This is a genomic window from Mesorhizobium sp. ESP7-2 (genome assembly GCF_020164715.1).
Classification (GTDB): Bacteria; Pseudomonadota; Alphaproteobacteria; order Rhizobiales; family Rhizobiaceae; genus Mesorhizobium.
Window position 1 is genome coordinate 176,992 of sequence record NZ_JAIUGQ010000003.1, and the last position, 18,977, is coordinate 195,968.

Annotated in this window: 20 protein-coding genes; 1 reads left to right on the forward strand and 19 read right to left on the reverse strand. The window is 63.5% G+C overall.

What is annotated here, in order from left to right:
- Positions 1 to 8 precede the first annotated feature (8 nt).
- Positions 9 to 185 (forward strand): hypothetical protein, encoded by a 177-nt coding sequence (locus tag LB543_RS04905; RefSeq protein WP_224613238.1) that lies wholly within the window; start codon positions 9 to 11, stop codon positions 183 to 185.
- Here the strand turns inward: LB543_RS04905 and LB543_RS04910 are convergent.
- The 19 genes from LB543_RS04910 to LB543_RS05000 all read right to left on the reverse strand — a co-directional run bounded on the left by LB543_RS04910 (position 130) and on the right by LB543_RS05000 (position 18,976).
- On the reverse strand, positions 130 to 3,147 hold the full coding sequence (locus tag LB543_RS04910; protein WP_224613239.1) for a hypothetical protein: 3,018 nt from the start codon (positions 3,145 to 3,147) through the stop codon (positions 130 to 132). The genes LB543_RS04905 and LB543_RS04910 overlap by 56 nt on opposite strands.
- Positions 3,147 to 4,463, reverse strand: a complete 1,317-nt coding sequence (locus tag LB543_RS04915; protein WP_224613240.1) for a hypothetical protein — start codon at positions 4,461 to 4,463, stop codon at positions 3,147 to 3,149. The genes LB543_RS04910 and LB543_RS04915 overlap by 1 nt, the downstream gene beginning before the upstream one ends.
- A 2-nt stretch (positions 4,464 to 4,465) precedes the next feature.
- Positions 4,466 to 5,077, reverse strand: a complete 612-nt coding sequence (locus LB543_RS04920; RefSeq protein ID WP_224613241.1) for a hypothetical protein — start codon at positions 5,075 to 5,077, stop codon at positions 4,466 to 4,468.
- Positions 5,078 to 5,188: 111 nt separating this feature from the next.
- Positions 5,189 to 6,121, reverse strand: a complete 933-nt coding sequence (locus LB543_RS04925; protein WP_224613242.1) for a hypothetical protein — start codon at positions 6,119 to 6,121, stop codon at positions 5,189 to 5,191.
- Positions 6,122 to 6,133: 12 nt separating this feature from the next.
- The gene (locus LB543_RS04930; RefSeq protein WP_224613243.1) at positions 6,134 to 6,562 is read right to left on the reverse strand and encodes a GNAT family N-acetyltransferase; all 429 of its coding nucleotides are present in this window, start codon (positions 6,560 to 6,562) and stop codon (positions 6,134 to 6,136) included.
- A 7-nt stretch (positions 6,563 to 6,569) separates the two neighbouring features.
- Entirely contained in the window at positions 6,570 to 7,028 is a 459-nt protein-coding gene (locus LB543_RS04935) for a hypothetical protein (protein ID WP_224613244.1), read from the reverse strand.
- A gap of 10 nt (positions 7,029 to 7,038) precedes the next feature.
- Positions 7,039 to 8,736, reverse strand: coding sequence for a hypothetical protein (locus tag LB543_RS04940; protein WP_224613245.1), 1,698 nt, complete (start codon positions 8,734 to 8,736; stop codon positions 7,039 to 7,041).
- 54 nt (positions 8,737 to 8,790) lie between these two features.
- The gene (locus tag LB543_RS04945; RefSeq protein ID WP_224613246.1) at positions 8,791 to 9,180 is read right to left on the reverse strand and encodes a hypothetical protein; all 390 of its coding nucleotides are present in this window, start codon (positions 9,178 to 9,180) and stop codon (positions 8,791 to 8,793) included.
- A 1-nt stretch (position 9,181) separates the two neighbouring features.
- Complete coding sequence (locus tag LB543_RS04950; protein ID WP_224613247.1) at positions 9,182 to 9,892, reverse strand: hypothetical protein; 711 nt, start codon at positions 9,890 to 9,892, stop codon at positions 9,182 to 9,184.
- A gap of 9 nt (positions 9,893 to 9,901) precedes the next feature.
- Positions 9,902 to 10,363: a hypothetical protein gene (locus LB543_RS04955; RefSeq protein ID WP_224613248.1), complete on the reverse strand. Its 462-nt coding sequence runs from the start codon at positions 10,361 to 10,363 to the stop codon at positions 9,902 to 9,904.
- Positions 10,364 to 10,418: 55 nt separating this feature from the next.
- Complete coding sequence (locus LB543_RS04960) at positions 10,419 to 11,057, reverse strand: hypothetical protein (protein ID WP_224613249.1); 639 nt, start codon at positions 11,055 to 11,057, stop codon at positions 10,419 to 10,421.
- A 60-nt stretch (positions 11,058 to 11,117) separates the two neighbouring features.
- Entirely contained in the window at positions 11,118 to 12,200 is a 1,083-nt protein-coding gene (locus LB543_RS04965; protein WP_224613250.1) for a phage major capsid protein, read from the reverse strand.
- A 14-nt stretch (positions 12,201 to 12,214) separates the two neighbouring features.
- Positions 12,215 to 13,210: a hypothetical protein gene (locus tag LB543_RS04970; protein WP_224613251.1), complete on the reverse strand. Its 996-nt coding sequence runs from the start codon at positions 13,208 to 13,210 to the stop codon at positions 12,215 to 12,217.
- A 69-nt stretch (positions 13,211 to 13,279) separates the two neighbouring features.
- Positions 13,280 to 15,499, reverse strand: a complete 2,220-nt coding sequence (locus LB543_RS04975; RefSeq protein WP_224613252.1) for a hypothetical protein — start codon at positions 15,497 to 15,499, stop codon at positions 13,280 to 13,282.
- A complete protein-coding gene (gene terL / locus LB543_RS04980; RefSeq protein ID WP_224613253.1) occupies positions 15,496 to 17,160 on the reverse strand; it encodes a phage terminase large subunit in 1,665 nt (554 codons plus the stop codon). Before terL ends, LB543_RS04975 begins: the two co-directional genes overlap by 4 nt.
- Entirely contained in the window at positions 17,160 to 17,411 is a 252-nt protein-coding gene (locus LB543_RS04985) for a hypothetical protein (protein ID WP_224613254.1), read from the reverse strand. The genes terL and LB543_RS04985 overlap by 1 nt, the downstream gene beginning before the upstream one ends.
- Positions 17,412 to 17,532: 121 nt before the next feature.
- Complete coding sequence (locus tag LB543_RS04990; RefSeq protein ID WP_224613255.1) at positions 17,533 to 17,838, reverse strand: hypothetical protein; 306 nt, start codon at positions 17,836 to 17,838, stop codon at positions 17,533 to 17,535.
- Positions 17,832 to 18,128, reverse strand: a complete 297-nt coding sequence (locus tag LB543_RS04995; protein ID WP_224613256.1) for a DUF6527 family protein — start codon at positions 18,126 to 18,128, stop codon at positions 17,832 to 17,834. Before LB543_RS04995 ends, LB543_RS04990 begins: the two co-directional genes overlap by 7 nt.
- Complete coding sequence (locus tag LB543_RS05000; protein WP_224613257.1) at positions 18,125 to 18,976, reverse strand: glycoside hydrolase family 108 protein; 852 nt, start codon at positions 18,974 to 18,976, stop codon at positions 18,125 to 18,127. The genes LB543_RS04995 and LB543_RS05000 overlap by 4 nt, the downstream gene beginning before the upstream one ends.
- Between the last annotated feature and the right edge of the window lies 1 nt (position 18,977).

An 18,977-nucleotide genomic window follows, 5' to 3' on the forward strand; every position in this document is an offset into this window, starting at 1 on the left:
CTCGACCGATGAACTGGTTTGCCGCACTCATCGTCGTCTTCATCGCCGCCAACGCGGCCTATTTCCTGTTCGGGCCGCTGCTCGAGGAAACCCGCGACAAGCGCCGCGCGGCACGACTGCGCAAGAACATCAACGCGCGCCGGCAGGGTCATAATACGTCGAACCAGTCTCTGCCGCGGACCTGAGCGCCGCATTGCCGAAGCTTGGCCGCGCGCCGCGTTCCACCGCCTGACGAATCAATTCGACCGAATGCGGATCGGTGAACATTTCCGCCAGTGTTCCGAGATTGCCCCGGAGCGCCGCGCGTTTCGTCGCGTCGCCGGCCTGGTTGATGAGGCTGCCGCCGAGCGATTTGGCGAAGGCGAACGCCGCTGCAGCGGGAGACGCCGCGCCGAGCGCTTCCTGTGCGGCCGCGTTGAACGCCGTGCGGCTGCCGACGGCCTGGCGGTTGCCCGTGGCGTGCAACACGGTCAACAGGTCATCCATTGAGACGCCGGCCTGTGGCGCGACTTCGCGCAGCACCGCGTCGAGCACTTCCCTGCGGGCGTCGTTGCCGGCAACGTCCTTGTGGAACTTCGTGCCTGCGTTATCGCGGCTATTGCCCTGCGTCTCCGTAGACGCCTTGGTGTGCCGATCGGCGATGTTCTGCCGCACAAGACCGGCGGTCGTGGCCGGGTCTTCTGCGACAAGACGCCGCGCTGCGTCGCCAGCCTCGCCGCCAGAGCCGGTGAGCGGGTTCTGCGGTAGAAGCGCGTTGCCGGCGCCGGCGGTATCCGTGGCGGCGGCCACCTGACCGATCGGGCCGGCGCGAGCCGGTGCCATGTTCGCGTCGGCACCAACTATCTTCTGCAGCCGATCGGCCACCGCCGGGTACTGCGAAAGCATGTCCTGGTTGTCACGTAGGGCCACAGCCAACGTATCGGCGTTGACTCTGCCGGATGCGTCCGTGGCCTTGTCGAGAATTTGTGTCGCGAGATGGTTTTCGAATGCGACGCGCGCTTCGGTCGGAGCGACCGCGTTGAAGTTGCGCGCCTCAGACGGCGACGAGATCGCTGCCGGTACGTTTTCCGGTGCGGTCGTGAACTGCTTGTTGTGAACGTCGCGCTCGATCGCCTTTGACATTCCCGGCGATTCGAACGGCGCAAGCGGCGTGCTCGCGGCAGCGAAATTCTTCTTCGCCAGCCCGTACTCGGGGACCGCCGCAAGCGTTGCGTCGAGGCGTTCCTGGACTTGCTGAAGCACGGCGGCGGTGTGGTTCTCGCCGGACTGTTTCGCGACGTTGATCATGTCGCCGATCTGGTGGCGCGTGGCGTCCAAGCCGGTGACGCTGGTGTCGACGCCGCCCTTGTCGAACATCGACTGCCGGACCTGGCGCAACGCCTCGCGGGCCGAAGCCTTCGTCGTCGGGGCCAGATCGTCAATGAATTTCACGACATCGCGCGGATCCGCCTGGATGGCGTTCATCCCGGTCCTGCTGGTGAGCGCGGGCGTTTCAGTCTTCGCCGGCACCGCAACGGGTGTCATCGACGTCGCGACGTCCTCACCTTCGGCAGCCGTCGGCCGGATGCTGGTGTAAGCGGGCCGAACGGTCGTCGTCTCCGGGGCCAATTCGTCGACGGGGATCGTGGGCGCCGCTTTGCGCGCCGCTGCGTAGTCCTTGTCGCCGAGAGCCGCACGCATACCTTCGCGGCGGTCGAAGATGCCCCGAAGTGGTTCCTGAATAGCTGTGCCAGCATCGAGCGCGGTCGTGCGCGGGCCGGCGCCAGTGATCGCGTCGAGCAATTCCTGGCCCTGTGGAGTGGACGAAATAGCCTTCTGCGCCGCCTGCGCAGCGCTCGGGCCAAGCGTCGACGGCTGCGGGTGCTGCGGCGCGATCTGGTCCAGAACGTTGGTGACGGCGGTGTCGACCTGGCCGGGGCGCTGCGCGAAGAACGGCGCGGTGTTCGCGCGACCTTCGACGGAGCCTTCGACGACACGCAGCAGATCGGGTAGCGCGCTGGCGCCGCCACGGGCTTCCGCAATGCTCTCGGGGCCGGACAAGGCGATGCCAGTGCGATTGCCCTGAAGGCCGAGCGCGCGTTCCCAATCGGCGGGCGTCATGTCGGTCGTGGCGCGGCGGATGAAGCTTTCCGGCGCCGAGATCGAGCGGCCAGCGGCCACGCCCGCGTTACCGGCCAAAGCGCCGGCAAAACGCGCCGCGCCTTCGTAGGGTGTGCCTTCCGCCAACTGGCCGGCGCCTTCCGACGCCAGCGCGGGCAGCACGACGTTGCCGACGGCGTTCTCGACGCCGTTGCGGACGATCTCGCGGCCCGTCGTAGCCGCAGCGCCGGCCCTGCCCGCGAGCGAACCAGGCGTAAGGAATTCGCCGACGGTACGGCCATACTTGCCCGCCGTGGTGCGCGGCGCGTACAGGTTTTCGTCCATCTTGGACCGAATGGCGTCCTGGCCATCGTACATGCGCTGTAGGAAGGCGCCGAGATAGGAATTCTTGTCGTCGGCCGCGCGCTGCGCCTGTTCTTCCGGCGTCGTGCCGGCGAGCTTGTCATAGAGCGCCATGCCGCCTTGGTCGACGAGCCGGGCCGCCGTGACGGGCAACATGCCGTATTCGACCGCGCCGCGCGGCACGCCGGCAGCCGCCGAATACAGGAAATCCTTGACGGACGACGGCTGATCGGCGGGTGCTTTTTCCGTGCCGCGAATCAGGCTTTCGATGTTGTTGCCGGTCGGGGCGGCAGGAGCCGTTGCTGCGGGCGCGTCGAATTGGTCGAACACATTGCCGGCGGGCTGCGCCGCCTGCGCGCCATAGTGCTGGTCCTGGGCCTTGTGGAGCGCTTCGGCATACATGTCGGCGTGGGCCGGCGTGTCGAACTTGCCCAAATTCTGCCCGGTGCTGCCGTACAGGTCCGCAGCGGCGCCGTCGCTCATGATCTTGCCATCCGGCGATACGGTCGGCACCAGGATCTCGCGACCGCCGTTGTCTCCGAACGACATCGAGCGCACGGTGCTGTAGGAGCCGTCGGCGTTCTTGACGATCGGGCGTGCGTTCAGGTCGATGTTGCCCTGCTCCAGCATACCGGGAAACGGCCCCATGGGGCTGGCCGGCGGCACTTTCGCCGGAGCGTCGAACTGATCGAAAATGTTCGCCACTAGCGCGCTCCCAAAATAGCCGCTGACGCGCCCGCACCATACTTCGCGTCGAACTGTGCGGCGGCGCCGGGATTGGCTTTGAGAAAGTCGACGGCCTGCTGCGGCGGGCCGCCAGCGGCCGGCGCCGGGGCTGTGGCGGCATTTTGTGCAGGAGCGGTCACGTCCAGGTTATTCCCCGGAGGAACGCCGGCAGAGATGACGGCCTGTCCTACGGCTTTGATCTGTTCCGGCGTCATGCCGGCCTTAATGCCCTCCAGGGCCAGTTTTCGCGCGTACTTCTTCTGTTCGATCAAACCGGGCTTATCCATCGGTCGCGGCAAGAAAATGTCGCCGTAAGTCTCTTCTTCCGCTGGCGGAATCGCCGCGCCCGAATCAAGCCGCAGCACGCCAGTTAGGAATAGGCGTCCCGCGTTGCTGGCTTTCTGGTAGTTCTCCGACAGCATTCCGTTACCGAGTTTGATGGTTCCCACTCGCGGCAAAGCGTCTGCGCCTGCTTGCGGGAGATCAGTCAACTCGCTGCCGAGCGCATCGATGATGGGCGATGCGCCCTCCATGCGGGTTGTGTAGGCGTCCTGCTTGCCCTGAAATTCGGTCGGGCCTTTACCGGAACCGCCGACCTGAACGACGGTGCCGTCCGGCATCGTCATGGTCGTTCCGTTGCCTTTCGGCGCGGTGTAGGGCTCCTGCCCGATAGCGTCCAGTCGGGTGGCGATGCGCGGGCCGTTAGGCGTGACGACGCTTTCGACCGGCGTGCTGCCGAACGTGATCGCGCGCTGCATCTCCGGCGTCAGACCCTGATAAACCTGGGCTTCGGCCTGGTCTTTCGTGAGCGGCCGCACGTTGCCCTGTTCGGCCGGCAGCGAGCGGTCAACGCCGAACTGGCCAGCGATGTCGGCTGGAAGCTCGGGTCGCACCTGGCCCTCATTGAGCGGCTGGTAGAACTTGCCGAGTTCTGACAGCTTGGTCCGGTCCAAGGCGCCCGCGTTGTCGGCTGCGTTGTTGGCGCGAGATGTGGCCGCCGTGACGTCCTGGCCGCGCTGCGTCGTCGCGTTGCCCTGGTCGACCGAATAGTACGACTGATTCGGTTGGTAGGCTCCGGCGGCCACGCCCATGCGGTCGAATGTCTGCTGGTCGAAATTCGGGTTGTTCCGGTAGTCGAAGAAATCCTGCAGCCGCGTGGCTTCGGCCTTCTTCGCATTGGCGGCGGCCCAGCCGGCAGCGTCCGCGCCGCTCGGCGGCTCGAACAGCGTTGCGAGGTTCGACGCTGCTTGCGCGAACTGTGGGCTGTTGAAATAGCCGTTCGACCGGATCGGCATCGCTACACTCCGTAGATGCTGTAGGCGTTGCCGACGCTGCGCATTCCCGACCACGGGTCGGCGGAAGCGATTGCGGCGGGCGCCTTCGGAAATACCTTCAACGGATCCGCGCCGGCGCTCAGGCCCTTGCCGAGCGCCACGGTGCCGCCAAGGCCGAGAATATCGCCGAACAGCTTCAGGCCGTTGCCGGCGTTGTTGGCGCTGTCCAGTTCATACGGCACGACTGCCGACGAACCGCGTTCGAAACCGCCGATCTGGCCGATCTGGCCGGCGTCGCGGGCCTGCTGACGACCGATGCCGCCCAGCAGATCGCCGAACGACCGCAAATTGCCCAGCGCTTCGCCCTGCTGCTGGCCGTAGGCATCGGCCTTGCCGCGCTGCTTCTGTTCCTCGCGCGTGACCACGTTCGACGAGGACTGCGGGACGTTCAATTCCTGCGTCGCCGCGGCATTGGCGTTGCCGTCCTCGATCTTCTGGTCGGCGAAATACTTGCCGAGCTCGGTCGCCTTCGCGTCCTGCTGGCCGCTGAAGTCCTGGTAGCGGTCCTGCGACTGCGTGTTGAGCGCGTTCGCTTCCTGCTCGAGACCGTTCTGGCGGATGCGCTCGGCGGCCATGACGTTGCTGCGCGCCTTCGCGACCTGGCTCGATGCGATCGAGTTGGCGAGGGTCGAACCGGCTGTGAGCGCTACGCCGGCGATCGTGATCGGGTCGCAGATGTTCGCCTCCTACTGGTTCACGGCTACGCGACCGGCGTTCGAAAACAGGCCGGTGTTGTAGAGCGGCTTGGCGCCGCCGGCGGCATAGGACCGTTCCTGCGCCGCCTGGATGCCAAGCCCGTTGGTGAAATCGGTGAACAACTGGCCGAGCGGACTGTAAGCGTCCGGCTGCGTCAGGGCCGACGATCGGGCGAGCGCGCTCTTGGCCGCTCCCTCCGCATCGCCGGTGGCGTTCAGCGTCGAGATAAGGTTGGAGCGGGCGTCTTCGACCGAATTGCGCGCGCCCGTCTCGTATGACAGCGCCTTGTCGGCCACGGCCTGCTTCTGCGTGTCGTAGAGCTTCTGGAGATCGCCCAGCTTGTCGCCGCGAACGGAACTGTCCAGCAGGCCGCCGCGCGCCAGCGAGAACGTCAATTGCTTGTTGGCGTCGCCGTACTGACTTTCAAGCTGCGGGTCGGCATAGTCGAGATACGCCTGCTTGCGGCCGTTGTAGAAATTATCGTCGAAGCCGGTTGTCGTGGTCTTGTTCGAAAACAGGCCGCCATTCTTCTGCGCCGCCGCGAACTGCTGCTCCGGCGTGAGCAATCGCGTGATGGAACGTCCGATGGCTCCCAATCCTGCGTTACCGCCGCGCTCGCCGCCCCAGCCGCTGACGCCGCCGCTGGCACCGCCGCTGCTGCCGCCGCTGCGAAGATCATTGCCGAAGTCCTTCAGCCCCTGGAGTGGGTTGGCTGGTGCTGCCGTCGGCGTCCAGATCGAACCGTCGGCGTTGTAATACGTCTTCGTCGGATCGTAGGCGCCAGACACGGCACCGCTGGTCGTGGTCCCGCCATCGAAAATGGTGTTGATGCGGCTGGTGCCCTGGCGAATGCGCGCTTGGCGCGCTTCTTCGTCCGCGCGGGCCTGTTTGGCCTCGTCTGCGCCGTCGTTTTTACCGCCCATCGCCGCTCTCGCCTACAAAAGCTTTTCGAGATAGTGACCAACACGCCTGAAGCCAAAGTGCTCCAAAAATGCCGCTGTCCGATCCGATTTGAAGCTGTTGTCGTTACCGCCTTCGATCTTGGCTGCGCCTATGGACTGGCTCCAGCGAACAAGCTCTTTGACGAGAAGAACGGCTGCCCGAGTTCCGCGGTGTTCCGGCGACACATAAATTACCCGCTGCGTCGTATAATGTCCATCCCGGTAGTCGAAGGCGAACATATACGCCATGGCGAAGCCGATCACCTTGCGACGATGCTCGACGACGAAGATCGTCGGCTGCGCCCTGGTGATCGAGTTGTGGAAAAGCGTGCTCAACTTGCCGACGTTGTACGGCTCGCCGGGCATCGTTTCTTCAAGGTTGGCGACGGCCATCTGCAGGAAGGCCGCTTCATCGTAATCCATGGCGAGCCTAATGTGCATCGGCCACCCACGCGAACTGGTGGAACGTCTCGCCGCGCTTGCCGAAGCCGCGAAACACCCCTTCCTCGCTCATGCCGCAAAGCCGGATCCAGCGGTGCGCCTCCTCGTATCCGGCGATCGAGATGCATTCGATCCGGTGAACGCCCGTTTCGATGTAGCCGGGGAACAGCCGGCGCTTCGTGAACCGGGCGATCGGCAGCGCCAGCTTGTTGAACAGTGGCGTCGCGAAGAACATCAGCGTGATCACGTTCGGGCGGCCTTCGACCATGGCGCCGACGCCGACCGGCGTATCGTCATCATCGCTGAAGCCGAAGGCGTGCTGGTGCGCGCCGTAGCGCTCGACCAGGCTGTCGGCCAGTTCGCCGCGGTTGCGGGCGAACGACACGGCCAGGAATTCCTCGACGTCTTTCTCGCGCATATTGTCGGCGACGTAGCGGACGTGCGCCACTGTCGGCACGTCAATCTTCATCGCCATTGGCCTCGAAATGGATTACGCACGAACCGAGCTTGGCGTAGCCGTCGTTCTGCGACTTGAAGATCAGGCTGAAATGCGTCGACTTGCCGGAGGCCGGAATGCGGCCCTCATTGAACGTGGTGTCGGCGATGACATCTGCGATCGTCCCGACTGCGTCCTGCGCCTCGAGGTTGTTCGGGTTCATGGCGACGAAGATTTTCCATTCGCCCTGCGCCGCCGCGTCGATGCCGGTCAGGTCTTTCGCCTTCCACGGCTCGTCAGCATCCAGATAGGGAATTTGCGCGACGGCTTCCGTGGCGTCGTATGTGAGGTCGTTTCCGAGCCCGCCATAAACGTAGATCGTATTGCCGGAGCGCAGATAAACGCGCCGCCCAAAGACGACCGCTTCGTCCACGGTGAAGCCCGGAAAATATTCCGACCATGCGCTGACCTTCGATCCGCTGAAGAAGGAAAAGACGAAAATCCGATCACCCATGATCAGCCAGAACCGGCCGTCTCGCGGCTCGATCAGGCCGATGATGTTCTGGCGCTGATCGCTGCTCATTCCCGACAGGACGCTCGTGATCAGCGTGTCGACGGGAACGCCGATATCGGTCGTCGACGCGGCGTTCGACGCATCGCGCGCACGCAGCGAGCGCAGCCCGCTTTCATTGAGGTAGAACAGATCATTGTCGCCGAACTGCGTGACCGACTTCGGGCTGCCCGTGCCGGTATTGTTGAGCACCTGACTTTGCCGGTTGAGCGAGGGGTCGGGATCGACATACCAAATCTGAATGACCGTCTCGGCGAACACCGCGACGGAATCCTGGTATTTCGCCAGCGACGTCAGTTGCTCCGAACCCGAAGATTCGCTCGACATGTCGATGAAGCCGGCGCCGACATTGTCGGTCGTCCAGCCGGTCGGGATCTTGATGCCCGAGAAATGCATGTTCGGGCCGCTGGTCGAATAGACCTTCGAACCGATCGTCTTGACGAACTCGCCCGGTTCGAACGTGTCCGTTTCCTCCGCGCCGCCGGCCATCGTGACGCCGCTGCTCGGCGTGACGCCGAAGCCGGACGTGACGACGACAACGACGACCTTGCCGTTCGCCGCGGTGCCCGGATCGTCAGCCAGGATCGTCACCTGGTCGTCCACGGCGATGGCCGTGTATTCCGGCGTCGTCGTGGCGCTGTTGATGGCCGCAGCGACGGTCGTTGCCGTGGCTGCGTTGCTGGTTGTCCAATTGACCGCGCCGGAAATGATCGCAACGCCGTCCACGGTGATGCCCGAGATGGTCGACGGCCCGGTGCCGTCGCCGGCGGTCACTCGGAACGACGCCCGCGCGCGGCCGTCGAACCAGTCGTCGACACGCACGCCGTCGTAGAAATGCTGGCGGCTGCCGTCGGAGAAGACGCCGACCGCGTAAATCTTGCCGGCGTAGAGATCGAACGACGGGACGCTGAGTAGGGTCGATACGCCGTCGGGGTGCTGCAGGCGCTGGTAGGTCACGCCGGCGGGCACGCCAGGATCGACGCCGCTGCCGAAGACGGCAAGGCCCGTGCGCGTGAACGCCAGACCCTTTGTGTTGGCTGGAAGGGAGTAGGCCGAAACGAACGCGGCGCGTTTCTCGAATTCACCGCCGCGCGTGATGTGGCCGTCGCTGCCCTGAATGAGGACGCCGCCGGGCGTGGTTTCGACCATGCGTCGGGCGTCAAGGCCGCCAGTAAATTCCTTGATCCATATTTGGCCCATGGATCACCGCTTGTTCCAGGGTCGAAATGCCGTGATCGTTTCGATCGCCGGCCACGTCCCGTTGAAGGTAATGGCGCGGTCGTCGATAGTGATGAACGCGGGCGGCTTCTCTTTCGGCCACAGAATCTCGTAGAAAATGTCATCAGCCCGCGTGCGATCTGCGGCCCAATGCCTTCGGAAATTGAGGCGCAGCCAACGGACCATGGCGTTGAGCCCGCCTGGCTGATTTGATCGCGATGAAAAAATGGCGATCGTGAAATGCTCACTCGCGTCCCAAATGAATCGCATCGCGCCCGGTACCGGCTCATCGGGGATAACCGCCGCGCCTTTCCACCCGCTCGTGTAGCTGTGGATGACGCCGTCAAAATCGAGGCAAAGGATTGGTTTACTCATGTCAGGATCTCGGCGGGCGGTATCGCGTGATGACGATCTCGCGCGTGCGTGCGGGCGCACCGATGCCGAACATCTTGAACTCGCGGCGCGGTGTTAGCCGACCGCGCAGCTTCGCGTAGCGGGCATTCGCCGCGTCGAGCGTCAGCTTGGCGTCCTTGGCCCCGGAAGCGGCGAGGATCTTGGCGGCGCAGTAGCCGACGAGCATGATGTCGTCGAGATCGGCCCTGTCATCGTCGGCGACGAGCGGGTTCAGATCGCGGATGCCCGTGAAGCGCAGATAACCGTCACGCGATGTCGCGTCCGCGTTCGTGTCGGGAATCGGCCACAGTTCGATATCGCCGTCTTCGTTGAACTGCCAGCGGCGCGGCGGCCAACTGCGGGCGTCTAGATCGCTGTTCCAGATGGAATAGTGTTGTGCGTCGATGCCGGGTGACAGCTTGACCCAATCGCCGTTCAGGAAGATTTCGATGCGCTCGATGCGCTCGATGTTCATGTTTTCCGGCGTCTCATAATAGCGCTGGCCTGCCTGGACCTGGGCCTGCGGATAGATGCGCAGATGCGGCCAATCGAAGTCTTCCCACAGCCGCTCTTGCTCGCGCTGTAGCGCCTTGACCTGAAGTGGCCGGTTCTGCGCGTTGTGCGCGGGATTGAGCGACAAGCGGGCTTCCGCCCGCAAGTCGTCCAGCAGCTTTACGAGCGTGGTTCCGCGCATGAGTTACCTTCAGTCGAACAGCTTGTCTTCCGCGGCCAATGCGGCCTCGACGTCGGCGGGATTCGGCTCGGGATCAGCGTCGTCCTTGTCGGATTTCTTCGCCTTGGCCGCCTTTGGTGCGGCCTTCGCAGGCTCCGGCTTCACGCGGCCGGTTGCCTTGTAGAAGTCTTCTTCGATGTAGAGTTCGTCGAGCGTCTGGAAGGCGCGCGCTGCGGCGCCAGGGAACAGCGAGGCGACGATGCCGACATCGCCGTTCGGGCCTTGCGTCTTGGCGCGGCCGTAAATTTCGTTGAGCCGGACGATCTCGTCGCGGTCGCTCCGTTTGACGTCTTCTGTCGGCTCGATCTCCGTGATCGATTCGGCGCCGTGGATGGCGCGCAGAACGGCGATTTCGGATGCGGTAATGGCGTACTTCGGGACGATGGTCCCGCTGTCGCCGCCAATGTGAACCATAACGTTTGCAGTTTGCACAGGTCGTCTCCTGGTTTGAAGATGATCGGCGGGGTCGAAACCCCGCCGGAATCGATTACGAAAGGGCGACCGAGCCGACGTTGACGATGACCGAACCGCGGCCCGCGCTGTCGAAGGCGATCATGATGAAGTCGTCACGGAGGTTGAACGTGGCGATCGTGTGAGTGCCATCGAACGTGCCGCCCGTCAGCGTGACGGTGTGCGCCGCGGTGCCGGTGGCCGACGTGTCCTTGAAGATGCGGACGGTGTTCGGCTCGACCGCGTAGGTCGCGGCGATGATCACCGACGCATGGTTCAGTTCAGTCGCCTGGGTGCCAGCGGGAATGGCACCGGTCGCGGTCAGTTCGACCGTGCGGAGCGACGGCCCGTTTGCCTGGCCGTCGGCGCCGCCAACCGTCAGGTTGTAGGAGCCGTTGCGCGGCACGGTGCCGAGCGACAGCCGCAAGGTCGCGCCCGACGGCCATGTCAGGCCGGACAGGTTGGTGATGGTGATCGTCGACGCGCCGTAGCTGACCGAGAAGCCGGGATCGGCCTGTTCGAAGATGCCGCCGGCGCCGTCGTTGATGGTCAGATCGCCCCCGACGCTACCAGTGAGCGTGAGCTTGGTCTGGCCGGTCGGATAAGCGACTGCGACGGTGCCGTCATCGGCCACGTCGGATGCGAGAACCGCAGTAACAATTCCGAGAGAGCTCATTTCCGTATCTCCATGAGAGTGCGGCGAGGACGGGGCGTTTCAGCGCCCCGTCCAGCCGGATCAGTTGATTTCGTAGACGCCCGAAGTGTTAAGCTGGCGGGCGACCATCACTCCGGTCATGGAGATGCCGTTGTACATGACCATGCGGTCATACGGCCGTGCCGGGTTGTGCTTCTTGTACTTGTTGCCGTCGGCGTAGAGCAGGCGCAGGCCGCGCTTGCCGACGTCGAGGGCGTAGCAGAACTTCGACCGGCCGAGATCGTCCATCGTCGGATCCCATTCGAGATCGACGCCGGCATGGGCCGGGGACAGCATCGCGCCGTCGGGGCGTTCCGACTTCCAGCCGGTCTGCGTGTAGTAGCCGTTGGCGCGCATCTCGGCCTTGTAGGCGTCCTGGAAGTCCGAGCCGCAGAAGTAGCGGGTCTTGGTCTGGCCGTTGGCGTACTTCTGCCGACGGCGCAGCGCCGTATCCAGCGCCGTGATCAGCACGCCGCCGCCAGTCGAGGCCGACGTGATCTTGTTCAGACCGCCGGAGCCCGCCGCAGCCGCCGTCATGGCGTCATTGCGCCACCACGTATTCGCGACGCGGTTGATGCCGCCGGTCGTGCCGATGAACGGGTTGTCGAGGATGAAGGCGCGGATGCCGGCCAACGCTTTCACGTCGGTCGTGCCGTCGCCGTGAATCAGGCGATCGAGCGAGAAGTTGTAGTCGGCGCCGAGCTTTTCGTTCTTCTCGTCGAAGATGTTGGCGAGTGCCTGGGCTTCGCGGCCCGACATGTCGCTCGGGGTCTGCTTCGAACCGGTTTCGACGATGTCGATACCGTCGTATTTGAGCTCGGTCTGCGTCACGACCATGCCGAGATAGTGTTCCTTCCACGGCATACGGAAGCGCACCGACCCGGTCGGGTTGTAGTGGGAAAGCTGATCGTCGCCGGTGAAACCGGCGAGCGTGCCGCCGCCATAGCCGGAACCGACGAGGAAGGAGACGTTATCCTTGCCCGTGGTGAAGCTGCCGGCGGCGTCCTGGAACGCCTGCAGCATCGGCTTGTTGGCTACGTCCTGCTTGAAGACCATACCTTTGTCGAGGTAGGTTTCCAGAGCCATGTTGTTGATGTCAGAGAGTTCGTCAGCCGTGAAAGGCATGGCAATATTCCTTGTCAGCCCGCCCTACGAGCGATCACCGCCTGGACAGCGTCCAAGGTGTTCTTGATCTCGGGGCGAACACTTCCGTTGACTTGCCCGCCCGTGACAGGGCGGATCGCCGGACGCTGCTGACGAACGGGAGCCGGTGCGACATAGGCCGCCGACACGGTGTCGTAGGCTTTCTGAAGCTGCGCCTTCACGCCGTCGGGCGTGTTGGGGCGGCCATCCTTCGTCTGCAGCCAAGCGATCTCGCGCTGGAGGGCAGGCTGTTTCGCGTCGAAGTTCGGGTCGCGAAGTTTCCGCTCTGCTTCCCACGACGAAACGGTTCCAAGGATCGAGTTGCGGGCTTCGATCTGCCGGCTGCTTTCGCTGCGCTGCTGGTCGAAGGCTACTCGGGCCTGCGTCGATTGAACGGCTGCACGGGAGCGGCTGACTTCCAGTGCGACTTCGGGCTTCATCTCGCCCGCCGCCACCATGGCTTTCAGATCCTCCGGCAGCAGTTCGCCCGCCGCGATCAGAACCTTTTCCACCACCGGCTTCATCGCCTTCCAGGCTTCGGCGGGGTTCGTCTTGATCAGCCCGCCAATGCGCAGGAGGCCGGCGGCTTCGTCGCCATCCAATCCCTGCTCGGCGAGGTAGTTCTCGACGTTCCGATACCGCTGCTGGTCGATCTGCGCCGTCTTCAGTTCGGAGACGACGTGTTGAAACCGTGGGTGCTTGTGGAACGGGACATCGGTGAAATTCTCGTTGTCCGGTTCCTTCGTGGAAGCAGCGCCGGTCTTCGGATCGGCTTCTGCGCTGTCGGCTGACGAGGCCGCCGGGGCGTCGGACCTGGCGTCGACCACATCGCGGACGACGGACAGGGTGTCCTTGCTATCGGCTGTTTTGGCGTCGGTCGCGGTGGACGAACTCGCGTCTGCGGATTGTTCGACCTCTTTCGAGGCATCCGCTGCGTCCAGTGCCGGTTCGACCTTGTCGATCTCTGCGGCGTTTGTGTCCAGATCGGGCACGAAGTTTCTCCTGTGTTCGACCGTAAATTACACGTTGTTGATTTTGTTGACAATAGGAGCCAACAAAATCTACGTCTGGTTGCTGCCAAAAGCCGGGCCGCTGCCTGCGGTCTGGCTCCCTTGCTTCGGGGCATTGTTCACACCCTGCCCGCCCTGCGCGTTCGGGTCGGTGGCCGGATTGCCCGTCGAAATCTGCGCAAGACCGTTCTGCGCCATGATCGACGGCATGTCGGCCGACAGCGCTTCCGTGAGATCCGCGTTGTCGTCGAGCCGGCGAACCGTCTCCCTGGCGAGCCAGTTCGGCGAGATGCCGGGCATCTGGATCAGGAAGGGCAGCATTTCCTTCCAGTTGTTGATCTCGACGGCCTGGTTTGGTTTGCCCGTCGAACCCGCTTCGACCTCGAGGTAGATTTCGTCGGCGATCTCGGCGAGCGTCATATGCGGCCAGACGGCGCCGGGGCCGCAGATCGCCATGACCTGTTCCTGTGACATCTCTTTGAGCAGGATCTGGCCGGATGCCCGCGCAACGACCGTCAGGAATGCGTCGAGATCGTCGATGCTGGACCCGTCGGATGATGCCGACGCATTCGCGGCGATGGAGCTCTCCGTCGCGGTGGCCTTGGCCGTGCCGCCGAACTGCGCTTCGGACGACCCGACAACCATCTGAATGTCGGTGAAAAGCTGGTTCGTCTCGTAGAGATTCGGGTCGACGCCGGGGACCGGGATCGGCTCCAGCACGTCGGCCAGCTTTTGCCCGGCTTGGAGATTGAATCCGGTGGCGTCGAAGGGTTCCATCGTCGCCAGTTTCTTGGCGTCTTCTTCCTCGATCGCGCCGTTCGCATAGCCCCAGCGTGGCCGCGCCGCCTTGCGGTGCTCGCGCATACCCTGGCGGGAGCGGTTGTAATCCATCTGCTGGTCGCGCATCAGCCGCACGTCGGACGGCGGGAACAGTTCTTCCTCGCTCTCGACTTCGTTGAAGGTCAGCGCGTAGAGCGGCCAGAAATCCTCGACGAAAACGTCGGGCGCGGCCGGCGGGCGCAGCCAGTTCGGGTAGCCGTCGGCGATGTAGTAGACGAGGCCAGCGGCCTTGTCGTAGTGCTTCCAGACGCAGACGAGGCCGTTGCCTTTACCGGCCGGCGCGTAGCTTGACCCTTCTTCCGGCTCGACGCGGGTCGCCGGGCGGTCTTCCTGCTCGCTCGACTTGCCGTCCTGCTGATAGCCGGTGTAACCCTTTTCCAGATCGACGCCGAACACTTCCTCGACCTCGTCACAGGTGTACATGTACTGAATGGTGACGTGGCGAGCGCCGACGAAGCCGACGAGGTTCTGGCACAGCTTGTCGGGGATGACCTTCGTGGACTGCGGGAAATCGACGATCAGGCCCTCGCGAATCACCACTTCCGGCTCGCTCTGGAGCGCCGCGATCGAGGCCGCCAGTTCGGCGATTTCGGGATCGTCGGGGAAAATCTGGTCTTCAGGGTCTGTCGTTTCTTCCGCCAAGCGCCGCAGATGATCGAGCCGGGCGCGGAAGTCGGCCAGCTTCTCCATCATAGCCGGGCGCGGCCCGTACTCGCGCTGAAAGCCGAGTTCGACGTAGCCGACGCCGGTAACGGTCGTGCGACGCACAAGCTGCTTGGCTCCGGTCTTGAAATCTACCGGCTTCTGCTCGCGCAGCGCCTGGGCGAACAGGATTTCGAGCGTCTTGCCCAGCTTCTGGATCTGCGTGCGCTTCTGCATTCCCTGCTGAAAATCGGCGAGCGTCGCCTGCGCCGTGGCGAACGCCTGCTGGTATTCGGGCGGCATCTGCGGCTGCACCGGGCCGCCCGTCGTCGGATCGATCGCGGGCTGGCCGGTCGCCGGATCGGTCGGCGGCGCCAGCATCGTCGTCGCGGTCTGGATCGTCTGCATCGCCAGTTGCAGCGACTTCGGGTTTTCGTCCCACACGGTGAAATCGATCGTCTCACGGCGGCGCGCGACGGCCTTCGGGTTCTTGGCGTAGAGTGAGGCCGTTTTCTGCTTGACGTGCCGCCCGCAGAGATTGGCCGTGTAGTTGGCGTCGGTGTACTCTTTCGTGCGGCCATGACGCGCCATGTACATGTCTTCGCGCATCTTCTCGAAAGCCTTCTCGTGATACTTCCGATCGGCTTTGACCTTGGACTGGATTTTCTTCACCAGCGCCTTGTCGGCGTCGGTCATCGGCACCTGTGCATCGGCGTTCGCCGCCGCGGGATCGGTGCCGTTCGGGTCGGGATTGTCGATTTGTTGACTGCCGTAATCCGCCATAATCAACCAAAGCCTCCTGCCGAAGCGGCGCGTTTCCGCGCTTCGGCCCATTCATCATTTCGCTTTAGCCAACCGAAGGTGCCTTCGGCGGGTTTTGGCTTGGCCGGCGCTGCCGACGGGCCGAACTGGCTCTGCAAACCAAGGCCAATATACGCGAGCGCATCGACAAAGTCATCTCGCGTGCCATTCGGAAACGCCATCAGTTCGTTGATGGACTTTTCCGTCCACCAGGACACTTTCGGCCAGTAGACCTTGCCCATGGCGACACGGGCGGCGATCGACTGCGCGCGTTGCGCCTTATCTTCCTTAGGCGTCACTTCAACGATGTTGATGTACGTGCGCGTCTCCTGCATTCGCTTGCGCAGAAATGGTCCTATCGACCCTGAGATGTGGCCGTTTTCCGCCCACCACAGCAGGGGACGCATATTCCCGCCGCCCATCGCCAGCATCGCTTCAACCGCCTTGTCGGTGGCCATGCGGCGCCAGATGCAGTCGATAATGTAGATGTTATCCTGCCTGTCGACGCCGACCTTCAGGAAACACGAGGGGTCATTGCGTTGCTTCTCTTTGACCGCGTGATCGCTGGCGCAATAGAACCGCAATTGGTCCGGCAATTGGTCAGGCGAGTAATACTGGATGGTTTCGCGCTGGAACAGAACGCCGTCGGCCACGGTAGGGCTCTGCTGGTAGAGCGCCGAGAAGCCGAGCGGATCGAGCCGCTGCTGGCTTTGCAGGAAATCGAGATCGAATTTGTCGGGGCCGTTCGGCCACAACGGTTCGCCGGGCTCGCGGCCGAGCGGATCATCTTCCTCCGCAATCGCCGGCAGGCGTATGATCTTCCATTTTGAAGATTCGATTGCGTTGTAATGCGGGTTTTCCGGGTCCGTCAGGCGCCCGATCACGTCGTCGGAATGCCAGCGGGTCATCGTCACGACAACCAATTTGCGGCCCATCCTTCGGGTCATCGCGACTTTGGTGAACCAATTCCACGCCTGATCTCGGATTGTCGACGAACGTGCTTCTTCATGATCCTTGAAGATGTCGTCTATTAAGAGCAGATGGGCGCCACGGCCGGTCAGAGCCCCGCCGCGGCCAACGAAGACAAGTCGCCCACCCTGTTCCGTCTGAATATTGGATTTCGCAGACCCGCCTCGCCGGAGGCGGTATGTTGGGAAGACCTGTTTATGCTGCGCCGTGGTTAGAATCGCCCGTGTATCCGCGCCCATGTCTTCAGCCATGGTGTCGGAATAGGACGCGACCGCCACATTGTGGCTCGGATTGTTGCCGCTGTATTTTGCTGCGGCGCGTTTCGTTGCCATCTCGGTCTTGCCGTGGCGGGGCGGCATCACAAAAATCAACTGCGTGCAAGGTGCTCCGCTGTCCAACCGCAGCGTGCCGCCGTAGAACTCGTCGAAAACTTCAGCGATAAGTTCGTGAAACCGTGCAGCTTGATATCTGGACCGATGCACGTCATTCGGAGCTTCGGGGTCCGGCATCGTGAAGTGCGTGTACGTCAAGAGGTTGTCGCGGGCCTCCAGCGCCATCTTCTGCCGCTCCAGAAGGGCGATGTCCTTCTCGATTGCGTGCAGATCGCGTTCTTCCTGGCGCGGGTCGACGAAGTTATACCGCTTGCCTGTTTTTGGATTGATGCTGCCGGCGTGAGGCATCAGGTCGCGAACCCGCCCTTCACCAGAAAGGCTACGATGGCCAGAATTATGCCGGAGAGGATCAGCCACATGATTCGCGACAGATCGCTCGAAATCTTGTCGACCTTTACGCTTACGCCGCTGATCTTGTCTTCCATGTGCTTCCACTTCTCATCGTGGCGAGCGCTCTCGATGTCGCGTTGTACGCGCCAATTTTCGAGAGCCACCACACGCGCGCGAAGATCGCCGCTATCCATGTTTTCATCCACCATCGTCTGCCGCCCTGCGCCCTGCTATTTCCAGCAATTGCGGCGCTGACCGTTACGGTCATTGCCGATAACGCGCTCGTAGCCGGGCCGGTCGACGCCGATCAGCGCGACGGTGCCGGCCGGGCTAAGGCTGCTTTGCAGGAAGCCCGCGCAGCTGGTCGCAGGCGTCGACTGGCATCCCGTTGCCGCGAAGGCCAGCAACGCACAGATCAAAATCGGACATGCCCTGAAGTTTCGCATTGTCGCCTTTCCTTTCCAGTTCGGCTTTGACATCGGCCGCCGCTACTTCAGCGACGCGGCGGCTGTAACCTTGGGAATCACCGTTCCAATGCCCGAGCAGATAGCCGGCCGGCACGGCTGCGATGAGCGCGGCGAGCGCGACCACCTTCCAGTTCTTCAGGGCGATGGCTAGGAGCTCGAGCATCAGCATGACCTCCAGATGCCGACGGTAAGGTAGCCGTGCCAGTGCGGCTTTCCATTTGTCGCGAGCGCCACCGATTCCCTGACTGTCGGTTTGTCACGCGAGCCGTTCCAGAACGTCCATGCCCCGGGACCGGCCACTTTGACAGCGCCGATGTCTCCGCACCCGCAAGGGCACTGGAAATGAAAGCCAGACGGCGAATTCCCCTCGGCATCGTAGAATTTGATGCTGCCGGCAGGACCGTCGAGGATGCTGTCTACCAATTGCGCCGCAACCGGCTCTGTCTTGACCTCGCTCATGCCGGCACCGTGCCGAGCGCTGCAGCGAGGTGCTTGGCCTTCCGGTTGGCGTACCAGCGGTAGCCAGCGCCGCCGAGTAACAGCACGGCGCTGATGACGGCAAGCACGAGAACCACCCGCATGATGAATTCGCTGCCGTAGGACATCGGGGAAAGCTGGTTCTGGAGATCCTGCAGCGTGCCGGCGATGCCGCCGCTGCCAATGCCGGCGCCGATCGCCGCGTCGGCCGGCGCGGTCGAGGGCGGCGCCTCGGCATCTTCGACAAAGGCCTTCGCCTGGCCGCCGTCATAGAAGCTGGCGGTTTGCGGCACCTGACCGGTTGCCCATGCCTGACCGATCGAGCGGACTTCGGCGACACGAGCGGTCCAGCCACGGCCAAAAGTGGCGAAAGTGCTGAGACGCTTGAGGAAGGCCATGCGCGCGTTGCAGATGCGATCGATCAGCGCGTCATTGTTGTTGTCGGCCTTGAGAGCGGCCAGGGTGCCGACGCCAAGCACGCCGTCGATGCGACCGGTGTAGGCCGGGCGCAGGGCCTGTTGCAGCCACATGATGGAGCGTCCGGGACCGGAATTGACAGCGCCGTCGAAGACCACATAATCGACGCCGTCGGGCAACAGATCGCCCTTCACGGCGTCCCAATACTGACGATCGTAGATGTCGGCCACTTCGTCGGGCGTGATACTCTTGACCGACCGCGTTGCGAGGCCCTTGCCCTTCCGATAGGCGTCGTAGACGCGCTGCGTCACGCCCTTCATCGTGGCCCCGCCGGGGTCTGCCGGGTGGTTACTATATCCGCCTTCATGCACGAGCACTTTGGCGAGAGAGGCTTTTTCGCGAGAGATTGCCATG

Bases quoted from the DNA above. Each gene is read 5' to 3' on its own strand.
- LB543_RS04915 (WP_224613240.1), bottom strand. From the start codon at position 4,463: ATGCCGATCCGGTCGAACGGCTATTTCAACAGCCCACAGTTCGCGCAA.
- LB543_RS04945 (WP_224613246.1), bottom strand. From the start codon at position 9,180: ATGAGTAAACCAATCCTTTGCCTCGATTTTGACGGCGTCATCCACAGC.
- LB543_RS04940 (WP_224613245.1), bottom strand. From the start codon at position 8,736: ATGGTCGAAACCACGCCCGGCGGCGTCCTCATTCAGGGCAGCGACGGC.
- LB543_RS04985 (WP_224613254.1), bottom strand. From the start codon at position 17,411: ATGGTGGATGAAAACATGGATAGCGGCGATCTTCGCGCGCGTGTGGTG.
- LB543_RS05000 (WP_224613257.1), bottom strand. From the start codon at position 18,976: ATGGCAATCTCTCGCGAAAAAGCCTCTCTCGCCAAAGTGCTCGTGCAT.
- LB543_RS04990 (WP_224613255.1), bottom strand. From the start codon at position 17,838: ATGCTGATGCTCGAGCTCCTAGCCATCGCCCTGAAGAACTGGAAGGTG.
- LB543_RS04995 (WP_224613256.1), bottom strand. From the start codon at position 18,128: ATGAGCGAGGTCAAGACAGAGCCGGTTGCGGCGCAATTGGTAGACAGC.
- terL (WP_224613253.1), bottom strand. From the start codon at position 17,160: ATGCCTCACGCCGGCAGCATCAATCCAAAAACAGGCAAGCGGTATAAC.
- LB543_RS04965 (WP_224613250.1), bottom strand. From the start codon at position 12,200: ATGCCTTTCACGGCTGACGAACTCTCTGACATCAACAACATGGCTCTG.
- LB543_RS04925 (WP_224613242.1), bottom strand. From the start codon at position 6,121: ATGGGCGGTAAAAACGACGGCGCAGACGAGGCCAAACAGGCCCGCGCG.
- LB543_RS04930 (WP_224613243.1), bottom strand. From the start codon at position 6,562: ATGGATTACGATGAAGCGGCCTTCCTGCAGATGGCCGTCGCCAACCTT.
- LB543_RS04905 (WP_224613238.1), top strand. From the start codon at position 9: ATGAACTGGTTTGCCGCACTCATCGTCGTCTTCATCGCCGCCAACGCG.
- LB543_RS04920 (WP_224613241.1), bottom strand. From the start codon at position 5,077: ATGGCCGCCGAGCGCATCCGCCAGAACGGTCTCGAGCAGGAAGCGAAC.
- LB543_RS04950 (WP_224613247.1), bottom strand. From the start codon at position 9,892: ATGCGCGGAACCACGCTCGTAAAGCTGCTGGACGACTTGCGGGCGGAA.
- LB543_RS04960 (WP_224613249.1), bottom strand. From the start codon at position 11,057: ATGAGCTCTCTCGGAATTGTTACTGCGGTTCTCGCATCCGACGTGGCC.